The 12,457-nt window shown below is 60.1% G+C and carries 10 protein-coding genes and 1 riboswitch; of the genes, 3 read left to right on the forward strand and 7 right to left on the reverse strand.

Annotated elements, in window-relative coordinates; all coding sequences use genetic code 11:
* Positions 1-31: 31 nt before the first annotated feature.
* Both AC2I9W_RS04870 and AC2I9W_RS04875 read right to left on the reverse strand, forming a co-directional pair.
* A complete protein-coding gene (locus AC2I9W_RS04870; RefSeq protein WP_486408903.1) occupies positions 32-472 on the reverse strand; it encodes a VOC family protein in 441 nt (146 codons plus the stop codon).
* A gap of 101 nt (positions 473-573) precedes the next feature.
* The gene (locus tag AC2I9W_RS04875; protein ID WP_486408904.1) at positions 574-3,255 is read right to left on the reverse strand and encodes an ABC transporter permease; all 2,682 of its coding nucleotides are present in this window, start codon (positions 3,253-3,255) and stop codon (positions 574-576) included.
* Between the two features lie 61 nt (positions 3,256-3,316).
* A riboswitch (cobalamin riboswitch) is annotated at positions 3,317-3,542 on the forward strand.
* Between the two features lie 65 nt (positions 3,543-3,607).
* On the opposite strand from AC2I9W_RS04875, the gene AC2I9W_RS04880 reads away from it, so the two are divergent.
* The 3 genes from AC2I9W_RS04880 to AC2I9W_RS04890 are packed head-to-tail and all read left to right on the forward strand — an operon-like array spanning position 3,608 to position 6,866.
* Positions 3,608-5,482, forward strand: coding sequence for a TonB-dependent receptor domain-containing protein (locus tag AC2I9W_RS04880; RefSeq protein ID WP_486408905.1), 1,875 nt, complete (start codon positions 3,608-3,610; stop codon positions 5,480-5,482).
* Positions 5,467-6,315, forward strand: a complete 849-nt coding sequence (locus AC2I9W_RS04885; protein WP_486408906.1) for an ABC transporter substrate-binding protein — start codon at positions 5,467-5,469, stop codon at positions 6,313-6,315. Before AC2I9W_RS04880 ends, AC2I9W_RS04885 begins: the two co-directional genes overlap by 16 nt.
* Positions 6,316-6,326: 11 nt before the next feature.
* Positions 6,327-6,866: an ATP:cob(I)alamin adenosyltransferase gene (locus tag AC2I9W_RS04890; RefSeq protein WP_486408907.1), complete on the forward strand. Its 540-nt coding sequence runs from the start codon at positions 6,327-6,329 to the stop codon at positions 6,864-6,866.
* Here the strand turns inward: AC2I9W_RS04890 and AC2I9W_RS04895 are convergent.
* The 5 genes from AC2I9W_RS04895 to AC2I9W_RS04915 all read right to left on the reverse strand — a co-directional run bounded on the left by AC2I9W_RS04895 (position 6,863) and on the right by AC2I9W_RS04915 (position 12,356).
* Positions 6,863-7,570: an ABC transporter ATP-binding protein gene (locus tag AC2I9W_RS04895; protein WP_486408908.1), complete on the reverse strand. Its 708-nt coding sequence runs from the start codon at positions 7,568-7,570 to the stop codon at positions 6,863-6,865. The genes AC2I9W_RS04890 and AC2I9W_RS04895 overlap by 4 nt on opposite strands.
* Positions 7,571-7,607: 37 nt before the next feature.
* Positions 7,608-8,615 carry a tRNA (adenosine(37)-N6)-dimethylallyltransferase MiaA gene (miaA, locus tag AC2I9W_RS04900; RefSeq protein ID WP_486408909.1) on the reverse strand — a complete coding sequence of 336 codons (1,008 nt, stop codon included), beginning with the start codon at positions 8,613-8,615 and terminating at the stop codon, positions 7,608-7,610.
* 109 nt (positions 8,616-8,724) lie between these two features.
* Complete coding sequence (locus AC2I9W_RS04905; protein WP_486408910.1) at positions 8,725-10,047, reverse strand: sulfatase family protein; 1,323 nt, start codon at positions 10,045-10,047, stop codon at positions 8,725-8,727.
* A gap of 16 nt (positions 10,048-10,063) precedes the next feature.
* Positions 10,064-11,062 (reverse strand): tripartite tricarboxylate transporter substrate-binding protein, encoded by a 999-nt coding sequence (locus tag AC2I9W_RS04910; protein ID WP_486408911.1) that lies wholly within the window; start codon positions 11,060-11,062, stop codon positions 10,064-10,066.
* Positions 11,063-11,159: 97 nt separating this feature from the next.
* Positions 11,160-12,356, reverse strand: coding sequence for a multidrug effflux MFS transporter (locus tag AC2I9W_RS04915; protein WP_486409000.1), 1,197 nt, complete (start codon positions 12,354-12,356; stop codon positions 11,160-11,162).
* Positions 12,357-12,457: the final 101 nt, after the last annotated feature.

A 12,457-nucleotide genomic window follows, 5' to 3' on the forward strand; every position in this document is an offset into this window, starting at 1 on the left:
TGCTGCGGTGACTTTATTGACTTGCTCTGTATCAGCCAATATCGAGCAACGGAACAATCACCATCCAACTGACGCCAAAGCGGTCTGTCACCATGCCAAAGCTGCGGGCAAAAAAGGTCTCACCCAGTGGCATCTGCACCTTACCGCCTTCGCCAATGGCTGCAAAAATGCGGTGGGCTTCATTTTCATTCGGGGCAGTGATGGAGAGGGCAAAGCCTTTGAAGTCAGGCTTGCCGCCATTCATGCCGTCAGACGCCATGACTTGGGTCTCCCCAATCTGCATATTGGCGTGCATGATTTTTTCAGGGGCCATCTGACCCGGGCCACAGCCTTCCTGGGCCGATGATTCAGGCTGTGGGGGGGCATCTTTGCAGCGCATCAGCGCAGTGATTTCAGCGCCAAGGGCCGCTTGATAGAAATCCAGAGCCTCTTCACAGCGGCCATCAAAAAACAGATAGGACTGGACTTGCATACGCACCCCCTAGAGCTGAGTCAGATGATTTATTGTGCAGCGCCGCTGTTTGCTGTTGTGTGAAAAACTCTGCTGGGATTGCAGGTATAACGGTTGGGTATTTACCAGTCTTCTTTGACGGCAAGTACGGCGTCTGCACTGGCGGCCTTGCGCCCGGCCAGCCAGGCGGTAATGACGCCGGCGAGTATCACGGCTGCCGCAAGGCTCAACAGGCGCAGGGCAGGCAGGCGCAGCTCCATCGTCCAGTGAAAGCTCTGCGGATTGACTACATGCACCAGGATGACGGCCACACCCAGGCCTAGCAAGCTGCCAGCCATGGCGCCCATTGCCGTCCACGCCAGTCCTTCGGTGGCCACCACACTCAGTACATTGCGCTGTGTCAGGCCCAGGTGCGCCAGCAGACCAAACTCCTTGCGCCGCGCCAGTACCTGGGCGCTGAAGCTGGCTGCAATGCCGAACAAACCAATGCCAATAGCCACGGCCTGCAGCCAGTAGGTCACGGCAAAGCTGCGGTCGAAAATGCGCAAAGAGCGCTCGCGCAGCGCGGCGCTGCTGACGAACTCCAGTGCTGGCGCAGGCCGCCCCGGCGTTGCAATGGCTTGTTCTATGGCAGCTTGCAGCTCGGCGGATGTGAGAGTGCTGTGCACCTGGGGCCAGGTGGCAATCTCGCTGATCTGCGCGGCATTGCCTGTATTGCCGGTGAGAGCCAGATAGTCCTGCCAGTCCAGTGCCACAGCGCCAAACTGGCGAACATAGTCGCGCCAGATAGATGCTATGTAAAACGTAGCTGCTTGCGCTTGATGGTCGTGCGCTTGAAGGCTAAAAGCCTTGGAAAGCAGCGGCCACTCATCTCCAGGCTTCAAGCCATAGAGCTGGGCCACGGCTTCGCTGATATGCACGGGAATGCCGCTGCGCGCTGAGGTTAGCGGGCCGTCGACCCATGGCAGTTGCATGGCCTGATCACCTTTGAGTGGGCGAATCAGCAGGCTGATGGCCGGGCGCTCAGGGCTCAGTACCAAGGTGCTGCTGCGCATGGCTTGTGCGCGCTCTATACCCGGTAACTGGCTGATGCGCTGTGCGGCGTCTGCAGGCAGCAGGGCTGCATCTGCGCGGCTTGAGCCACCGGCGGCGCGTACATAAAGAGGGGCGGGCAGCACGGCATCGAGCCACTCCATCATGCTGCCGCGAAAACTGGTGACCATGACTGTCAGCGCCACGGCCAGGCTCAGGCTGGCCACCACGCCGCCGACGGCCACGGTGGTGGCGTGGCGCATACGGCGTGCGCGCTCCAGTGCCAACATGACCAGCGGCTGGCGTGAGAGGCTTGAAGGGACCATGCCAAGCACGGCACCCAGCAGCCACGGCAGCGCCGCCATGCCGCCCAGCAGCAGCAAGCCCACGGCGATATAGGCGGTCAGTGGAATGCCCGCCACAGGCGGCATAAAGGCCAGTGCCACACTGGCTGTAAGCAGCAGCAAGGCGGGCCAGATATGCGGCGCTTTTTCATGGGCGCTGCCAAGGCCTTTGAGCGTGGCAGCCGGGGGCAAATCCATGGCAGTGCGTGCAGGCCACCATGCGCCAGCCAGCGTGGCGGCAATACCGAGCAGGCCGAAGACCACGGCCGCTATTGAGCTCCAGTGCAAATTGGGTTGAACCCCGGCAAAAAAGCCGCCGCCCAGATCGCCGCCCAGCACCTGCAGGGCCAGCCATGCTAGGCCACTGCCCAGAGCAATGCCGGCTAGGCTACCGATGATGCCCAGTGCCAGCGCCTCCAGCAGCACCAGTGCCATGCGCTGGCGTGGCGTGGCTCCTAAAACTGCCAGCAGCGCAAACTGCGGTGCGCGTTGCGCCACGCTGAGTGCCAGCACCGAGAACACCAGAAATGCCCCGGTGAACAAGGCCACCAGCGCCAGAACCGTCAGATTGACACGGTAGGCGCGTGACATCTCGCCCACGCGCTGCTGGTCGTCGCTGGGCTGCTGTATCAATATCTGCCTCTGCCAGTCTGGCAGCGCATGCAGGGCGGTGGTGACCTGACTGCGGCTGGCGCTGTCGGTCAGCAAGATGTCGATGCGGTCCAGCCTTTCAAAGTCAGCCAGCTTCTGCTGCAAGGCGGCAATGTCCATCACGGCCACGGGCGCGCCACTGGCTGCCACGGTGCCGGCAATGCGTAGCTGCTGCGGCTGACCATTGAGCAGCCAATTCAAGGGGGCGTTTGGGGCCTGATCGGGGCTTAGTTGCAGGGCTTGTAGAGCAGAGGCGTTGAGAAACACCGCATCAGGGGCGAACAAATCAAGCCGGTTGCCGCCTTCAAATAGGCGCGGCATCAGTGCCGGGGCGATGTGAGCAAGCTTGAGCGCATCGCTGCCCAGCACGCGTAGCGTGGTGCCGCGTGCAGCGCCCTTGGTGTTGCTGGCTGTGACTGCGCCTTCAGTGCTGCGTGCTGTGGCATCGCCCGAAGGAGCTGCGCTGGATGGCAGCAGGGCCGAGGTCTCCAGCCAGGGCACGGCGCTGGCCACGCCTTCGGCCTGTGCAGCCTGCGGGTACAGCGCCAGCGGCAAGCTGCCCTGCATGGCGTGCAACTGCAGATCGGGCTGGCCGTTGACACTGCGCACCGCACGCGAGAACTCATCAAGCGCAGATTGGTTGATGACATGCACTGCAAACCCCAGAGCCACGCCCAGCATGATGGCGATCAGCGCTGTAGCTGTACGCCACGGGTGCTGGCGCAGCTCTTGCCATGAAAAGCTGCTGAGCAGCAAAAACAAGGAGGTAGGAGTCATCAAAAACGGAGGCCGAAATTCTGCATCGGCCATTGGGTGCAGTGCTGGGTGGGACAGATCGCTAAAATAGCGCGCTTTGGTGCTCGCGGCGTTGTTCTGACGCAGCAGTTAAACGGGAAACATGGAGGTCTGCAATCACCGCAGGCTCAGCATGTACTGCCCCCGCAACAGTGAGTGCACAGGTGAAAACCACGCTGTCTATCGCAGCCACTGAAGCGCATTGCGCTTTGGGAAGGCCAGGCAGCGCGTGCATCAGTCTGGATACCGGCCAAACATGGGCCAGGGCTTGAAAAAGCCTCTGGTGTGGGACGCATCAGGCGGGGACGCCGGTGCCAACTGTTTGAGAACTTCTATGTCCAGCTCTATCTCCTTCGCTCAAGGCGATGCTGCCTTGCGTGCGTCTGCATCTGCTTTTTCTTCTTTTCGACTGACCTGGGTGGCGGCGGCTACTTTGTCTGCCTGTGCGTTGACTGCCCAGGCGCAGACAGAGCGGCAGATGGCCGAAACCGTGGTCACGGCCACGCGTATTCCGCAAAGCATGGACAGTATCACGGCCGATATGACCGTGATCGACAGCGAGCAGATCAGCCGTGCAGGCGCTGTAGGCGTGGCCGATGTACTGGCGCGTGTGCCTGGTGTTCAGATCAATCGCAATGGTGGTCCCGGCCAGGCGACCAGCGTGTATTTGCGCGGCATGAGCAATCAGCACTCCATTGTGTTTGTGGATGGCGTGCGTTACAGCACACAAGAAATGCAAGGCGGTGGCAACTGGGCATCCCTGCCTCTGGCACAGATCGAGCGTATCGAAGTGCTGCGCGGCCCTGCAGCTGCGGTATATGGCTCGGACGCCATGGGTGGAGTGATTCAGATCTTCACGCGCAAGGGACAGGAGGGTGCACCCTTGCCTTATGCGGAGCTGGGCTTTGGCAGCTATCGCAGCAGCAAAGCGGCTGCAGGCCTGACAGGTGGTGCGAATGGCTTGACCTATGCCTTTAATCTGGCCGATGAGCGCAGCCGCGGCTGGGATGTTGTCACGCCTTACGGCTTAAATAATACGGACAAGGATGGTTACTCCAATAGCTCCGCCAGCGTAAACCTGGGCTACAAGGCGGGCATTCATGCGCTGGATGGCAGCTTGCGCTACAACCGCCTGAAGTCTCACTATGACCAGAGCCCGGCGCCTTTTGACGATTACGACACGGTAGAAACCACCACAGCCAGCCTGAAATGGGGCGCGCAATGGAACGAGATGTACCGCAGCGTGGTGCAGCTCTCCCATACCGAGATGGATACTGAGCGCCGTACCAGCTCCCCCGAGTCGGCCAAGGGCAAAAGTGATGGCCTGCTGTGGCAGAACATCTTTACGCTGGGTGCCAACCGCTTCAATGTGGACTACGAGCGCAATGAAGATTCGCTGGATACCCGTTACGCTTGGACTCAGAACACTGACAGCAAGCGAGTACAGAACGCCTTGGCTCTGGGCTGGAACTACAGTTCGGGCGCACACAGCCTCAATGCCCATGTGCGTCACGATGAGGTGAAAGACCAAAAAAGCAAGACCACGGGTGGTCTGGGCTATGGTCTGCAAATCAACGATCAGTTGCGCTGGGTGGCGTCGGCAGGAACCGCTTTTCGCACACCAACCCTGTACGAGCGCTTTACTGGCCAGGCTGCTGCAGATCTACGACCCGAAAGCAGCCGCAATATAGAAACTGGTTTGCACTTCGAACAGGGCTCTAACACGCTTTCAGCCGTGATATACCAAAATCGCGTGCATGACCAAATTGCGTGGGACTCTTCCTGCTACTGTTATAGCAATTGGCAAAGTGTGAATATCAAGGGCCTGACCTTGTCCGGCAGCACTCGTCTTTCCGGCTGGAACCTGGGCGGATCGCTGGACATGATGCAGCCCATCAACCGCGAAAACGGCAAGCTGCTGCCTTATCGCTCCAAGCGCATGCTCAAGCTGTACGCAGACACCCAGGTCAATGCCTGGGTGCTGGGTGCGGAGGCACAGCTCTATAGCCAGCGTCAGGTGGATGTGGCCAATACCCAGCAGCTGGGTGGCTACAGTCTCTTCAACCTGTATGCCGAATATGCGGTCAACAAGCAGTGGAGTGTGCTGGCGCGGCTGAATAACCTGACCGACAAGGATTACCAGCCCAGCAAGGGTTATGCCAATGCAGGTCGCAACTTCTTTGTCAGCGTGAAGTGGACTCCTCGCTAAAGCGGTGGTTGCTGGCGGCAGCAGCTCTGTGCTGGGCAGGCGTGGCGCAGGCCGCGCCGCCTCTGCGCATCATCTCCTTGCTGCCGTCAGCTACAGAGACTGTTTGTGCGCTGGGCGCTTGTGATCGGCTGGTGGGGGTTGACGAGTTCTCGCAAGATCCACCGCAGGTGCGCAGCCTGCCCCAACTGGGCAAGACCTGGCAGCCGGATATGGAGCGCATCGTGGCTCTCAGGCCTGATCTGGTACTGCTGGGACGGGTGGATGGCGTGATAGCTCGTTTGCAGGCCGCCAGGATTTCATATCTGGTGGCCGATGCCGCCACGATCGAGCAGGTGCAGGCGGTGATGCATAAGGTGGATGAAGCACTGGAGACCGGGCAAGCGCTGGCCGTATGGCAACAGATGCAGCACCGACTGGAGACTGTCGTCGCCCCTGTCAAGGCGCGTCATCAGATCAAGGAGCCGCGTGTCTATCTGGAAGTTGACCCCGCCATGTATGCCGCAGGCCCACGCTCCTTCATGGGGCAGCTGCTGGGCCATCTGGGGGTGCGCAACATCACACCGGATGCAGCCAGCCCATTCATTCGACTATCGCCAGAGTTTGTGCTGCGCGCAGATCCTGACCTCATCATCTTGGCGCATCACGGCAGCAGCTTGCGCAAGCTCGAAGACAGGCCCGGTTGGCAGAAGATGCGAGCCGTACAGCCCGGGCAAAAGCAGCACCGTGTCTGTCAGTTGACGGCGGAGGAGGGACGCACTGTGACCCGCCCCGGCCCTCGACTAGATGAAGCAGCCACCATTTTTGCCGCCTGCTTGCGGCGACTCGATTTTTGATTGTTCAATCCATGAAGCTCAGCAAAAACTTTGACGAAGTCTGCTATCCCTTTATCTGTGAGATCTCCTACCTCTGTGACTTTGAAGTGACCACCGATGAGCTGTGCGGGTTGATTGGCAGCGCGCTGGAGTCAACGCCAGCTGAGTTTGCCGATCTGCGCGAAGACCTGGATCGCATACAGCCGCTGGCTTTTCATATCAATGGCTCGATTCGCGGCAAGCTGGCAGTAGATGAGGCAGATCTGGATTGGCTCAAGCAGCGCCTTGACTATTACCGCGAGCAGGCCGGAGAGCGCTTTCATGCCTTTGTGCTGCCGCGAGGTGCCGCCCCTGTGCCGCAGCTGCATCAGGCGCGCTCTGCGGCCAAGAAAGCCATTCGTTGCATGGTGCGAGTGGAGCAGGAGGGGTGCGAGATTCCTGAGATCCTGCCGCGCATGTGCAATGTGTTGTGCAATCTGTTCTTTGCGATGACGCTGACGGTCAATCAACGCCGAGGCGTGGAGGAAGTGCCTTTCGTCAGCAAGAGCTACAAGGTGCGCGACCCGCGCTAGGCGCGTTCCTCATGCATGCCGCTGGCCGTCAACCGCAGCACGCGGTCGGCGCGCCTGGCGGCTTCAGTGGAGTGGGTGACAAGCACCAAGGCCGTGCCTTGCTCGCGCGTCTGCGCCAGTAGCAAGTCCATGATTTGCTGGGCCGTTGACGGGTCCAGATTGCCGGTGGGTTCATCAGCCAGCAGCAGAGGCGGTGAGTGCACCAGTGCACGGGCAATGGCCACGCGCTGCAGCTGGCCACCGCTGAGCTGCTGAGGCAGGCGCTGGCCTAGGCCTTCCAGCCCCACGGCTTGCAGTACCTGTTGCACGCGTTGCTGACCTTGGGCATTCATGCGGCCCAGCAGCATCAGCGGCAGGGCGATGTTCTGCACCACATCCAGGTGCGGCAGCACATGAAAGGCCTGAAACACAAAGCCCAGATGTGCCCGTCGCCAGATGGCGCGCTGGGCTTCATCCAATGTGGAAAGGTCTGTGCCTTGATGCAGAACCTGGCCTTCTTGCCAGCTGTCCAGTCCTGCCAGGCAATTGAGGAACGTGGACTTGCCTACGCCGGAGTTGCCGATGATGGCGACAAATTCACCGCGCTGAACCTCGAAGCTGATCTGCTCGAAGACGCTGGATTGGGCATCTCCTTCGCCATAGCGTTTGGCAATATTGCGAACCTGCAGCAGCGGATGGGCGTGGGATGAGTCGTTGGCAGCCATGCGGCCATCTTAACGACGGGCGCTGCAGCAGCAGGTCTTAGCGGGCTGCTTGCTGCGCTGCATCAATGGCTGCCATGGCCGCATCCAGCAGTTGCTGCTGCGCATCGGGCGCATCGCAGGCAATGGCGTGGCGCTGCGGCATGGAGCGCAGCCAGGTGATCTGGCGTTTGGCGAGCTGGCGGGTGGCGGCAATGCCCCGCTCGCGCAGACTGGCCATATCCAGTGGCTTGCTGGGATCGGCCTCGAAGGCGTCCAGCACTTCCCATGCCTGGCGGTAGCCCACACAGCGCATGGAAGGCAGATCCAGATGCAGATCACCGCGTGCGCGCAGCTGACGTACTTCGTCCAGAAAGCCTTGCTCCAGCATCAGGTCAAAGCGCTGTGCAATACGTTGGTGCAACCAGGTGCGCTCAGCGGGCTCCAAGGAAAAAAGTGCTGCAAGGCCCATCTGCTCTGCGGGACCTGCTTTGTTTTTGGTAGTGTGAAAGCTGGACAGGGGCTTGCCCGAGATATGCCAGACCTCCAGTGCGCGTTGAATGCGCTGGCTGTCGCCGGGCGCCAGGCGGGCGGCGGTAATGGGGTCCAGCCCGCTCAGCAAGCTGTGCATGGCGGGCCAGCCGCGCACAGCAGCCTGCGCATCCAGCATGGCGCGTACTTCGGGGTTGGCGGGCGGCATTTCATCCAGCCCATCCATCAAGGCCTTGAAGTACAGCATGGTTCCACCCACCAGCAAGGGAATAGCATGGCTGCTGCGGATTTCATCGACCAGTCTTTGCGTGTCGCGCACGAACTCGGCCGCACTATAGGCCTGCAGCGGGTCGATGATGTCGATGAGGTGATGCGGCACGGCGGCCAGTTCTGCCGCGGTGGGCTTGGCCGTGCCAATGTTCATGCCCTGGTAGACCAGAGCGGAGTCCACACTGATGATCTCGGTCTTTTGTCCTCCTTGTGCCAGACGTTCGGCCAGCGCCAGCGCTGCCGCCGTCTTGCCTGAGGCAGTGGGGCCGGCAATGGCAATACAGGGCAGGGCGTGGGCAGCAGTCATGGGGCGAAATCCGTACAGATGAAAGCACAAGAACCAATGACGGGCAGCCATTGGTTCTTGCGGGTTGTGAAGGATAACGCAGTCAGCTGTTTGGCTGCATGGATGGGGCTTAGCCTTGACTCAGACGCGTCGGTACATAGCGGTCTGCCTGAATGTCGGGTGACAGACCGTGGCTGTAGCTTTCAGCGGGAATGGGTAGCAGTTGCCTGTCCCACTCTTGCCACTGCTGGCGCAGCAGGGCAAATATTTCGGGGTAATGCTCCTTGAGGTTGGCGCGCTCGCGTGTGTCGTCGACGACATTGAACAAAAATTCGTTGTCGTTGATCTTGAGGTACTTCCAAGGGCCCTGGCGTATCGCGCGCTGGCTCTGAGACTTGTAGCGCCAGAACAGGGTGCGGTCAGTGACCTCGGCATTTCCTTCGAGGATAGGCAATATGTTTTGTCCATCGCTCGGAAAATCAGGGTCCTGCCTGCCTCCGGCTGCAGCCAGCAGAGTGGGTAGCCAGTCAAATGTAGCGGTGACTTGCTCTTGTACCTGGGGTTGAATACGGGCTGTCCAGCGCAGCAAGGTGGGAACGCGGATGCCGCCTTCGAGCAGCTCTGTTTTCTGCCCCGTGAACGGCCAGGTCTTGGAAAAACGCTCACCGCCGTTGTCACTGGTGAAGATGACGATGGTGTTGTCGGCCTGACCTGTATCGTCAAGCGCTTGCAATACCTGGCCGACCGCCTTGTCCAGTGCTTCGACGATTTCGCCGTATTTCTTCAGGCTGCCACCGTCGTAGTGGAAAAGGTCCTTGATGCTGTGCGCGACATGTTCGTCATTCGGCCCCTCCCAGGGCCAATGGGGCGCGGTGAAGTGCAGTGAGAGGAAAAAGGGCTTGTCCTGACCTTTGCGTTCATGCACATAGTGTGTGGCTTCGTCCCCCAGGATATCGGTGTAGTAGCCCGTGCGCTCCACGGGGCTTTCGCCTTGCCAGAGGTCGGCGCTGAATTGTTCGCCGACTCCGGGCTTGTGTGTGAAGTAGTCGATGGCACCGCTGTGGTTGCCAAAGAAATAGTCGTAGCCGCTGCGTTGTGGCCCATAGGCAGGGGGCTTGCCCAGATGCCATTTGCCGATTAGCGCCGTGTCGTAACCGGCTTTCTTGAGCAGCGACGGCAGTGTGGGGTGATCTGGCGGCAGGCCGAGTTGTGCACCATAGCGAGCCAGAGGCTCTTCCAGTCCCGCCCGCAGTCGGTATTGGTAACGTCCGGTTATCAGGGCGATGCGCGTGGCCGAGCACACGGCAGAGTTGGCATAGGCCTGATTAAAACGCACGCCCTGCGAGGCCAGATGATCAAGGTGAGGGGTTTTGAAGTCGGTGGCGCCATAGACGCCGAGATCGGCCCAGCCCAAGTCATCGGCCAGGATGAAAACAATATTGGGAGCAGTCATGAGTCAGAGATTGTTGCTATTCGATGGAAAAGCCGGAGTTGAGGATGACCGGACGCCATTTGGCTACTTCGGCCACGCGTAACTGCTCCAGCTCCTGAGGGGCGCGTGGGTCAGGCTGTATTGAAAGCTCTGCCCATTTGGTCTGCAGTTTGGGGTTGAGCAGAGCGTGATTGACGGCGCGGTTTACGGTGGCAATGGCTTCAGGGGAGGTTCCTTTGCGGGCCCACAGGCTGTACCAGCCGCTGCCAGTGGCTTTGGGATAGCCCGCCTCAGCAAAGGTGGGTACATCCGGTAGATCCTGCGTGCGCTGGCTGCCAAAGGTCCCCAGAATGCGTACCTTGCCCTCTTTGTGTAGTGGCGCCAGTTCGCTGGTGCTCTGGATGGCTGAGGCTAGCTGGCCGCTGATCAGGTCCGTCATCATGGCAGGCCCCCCCTTGTAGGGGACATGCACGATGTTGACGCCAGCGGCCTCGCCTAGCAGCAGACCGAAGAAATGGGGCAGGCTGCCCACAGCGGGGCTGCCAAAGTTGGCTTTATCGGGATGGGCCTTGAGCCAGGCTACATATTCCCGAATAGTGTGCGCAGGGTGCTTCGCAGGGACGGCCAGACCGAACTGAAAATGGGCGAGCAGACCGACGGGGGAAAAGTCTCGAGCCGGGTCGTAACCCGGCTTTTTGTAGACGATCTGCGAGAGCACGGGTGTGATCAGCGGTGCAATGAGATAGGTGCCTCCGTCACTGGGGGCGTTGAGCAAGGTTTGTGCGGCAATCTGGCCATTGGCGCCGGGCTTGTTATCCACCACCACATAGTGGCTCTTGCCCAGTTGTGGGGCAATGTTTTCGGCCAGAACACGCGCCAGCAGGTCGATGCCGCCGCCGGCCCCAAAGCCCACCAGAATGCGGCTGGCTTGTGGCACGCCAAGGCCTTCGGATACTTTGGCCAGAGAAGTCAGAGAGAAACCAGCTGCGCTGGTAGCAAGCAGGGAGCTGTGCAGAAAAGAGCGACGTGAATGCATGGCAGGAGATCACAGAAGTGCGGCGTTTTCGCCAGTGCTGCCATTCTCAAAAAAATCACTTAAAAAGAAAAATAATAAAAACTGGTTTTTAAATAACCTAAATATCTTTATTGCAAGATGGGCTCTTGAGCTGGCCAAAACGCTGAACGAGAGTCCATGCCGTGAGTGCGGTGCAGACAGACCAGAACCAGATGCCCAAAGCCAGCGGCGCAGTGGAGTCCGCATCCAGATGCAGGCCCAGCCAGTGACCCATGGCGAAGGCAACGATCATCATCACAAAGCCATTGATGGCGGATGCCGTTCCTGCTGCTTGGGGGAAGGTGGCAATGGCATTGCTTTGCCCGCAGGGCATATGAATGCCGTGAGCAATCTGGTACAGGCAAAAAGGCAGTGCATAGGCCCAGATGCTGCGCAGATCAGCCAGGGCGGACATGCCCATGATGGAGCCAGCAGTCAGCGACAGGCAGCCTGCGACGGCGACTGCACGTTGCACGCTCATGCTGCGCAGCAGGCGGCGGCAGGCAAAGGTGCCTGCGATGTAGCACAGGGCATTGCCACCCATCATCAATCCATACTGTGTGCGGTCCATGTGAAGCACGTTGATATAGGTGAATGAAGAGGCTGCCAGATTGGTGAACAGGCCGGCATAGCTGAAGCAGGTCAGCAGGTTGTAGGCCTGGAACATGGGGTTGCGCACAATGCGTGACCAGGTGCGCAGCAGATTGCCCGCTTGCAGCGCCTGCGGGTTGCGCAGGGGAATCGACTCCTTGAAGCGCAGCAGCACCAGCAGCCAGGCCATGCAACCCATGAAGGCCTGGGCCAGCATGGTGGAGCGCCAGCCCAGCCAGCCCACGAGCAAACTGCCGCTGATGGGGGCCAGAAAAGCCAGCACGCCAAGGCCCGTCAGCGCCTTGGACATCACTTGCGCACCCAGATGCGGGGCGTAGAGATCGCGCACCACGGCGCGTGCGCACATCACACCGGCTCCCAGTGCCGCACCCTGCAGGCTGCGCCAGGCAATCAAGGTCTCCATGCTTTGGGCACTGGCGCAACCCAGTGCGCCCACCACATAGCCGGTAACGCCCATCAGCAAGACGGGGCGACGGCCCAGTCGGTCAGACAGAGGACCCCAGAAAATTTGCGAGCAGCCAAAGGCCAGCAAAAAAACGGTGAGGGTGAGTTGGGTCTGCGAGACATGCGCCGCAAAGCCCTGCTGCAACTGCGGCAGGGCGGGCAGGTAGAGGTCGGTGGCCAGCGGCTGTAAACCCAGCAGCAGGCCCAGGGTGAGGATGATGAATGCTGCAGATTCAGGAGCTGCTTGCCCTTTTGCATCAATGGCTGGGGCGGTATTTTTATTGGAATTGAGAGCGGGCGGCACAGGCATAGTCGCTCACA

It is taken from the genome of Comamonas sp. FUJ_7, assembly GCF_057369555.1.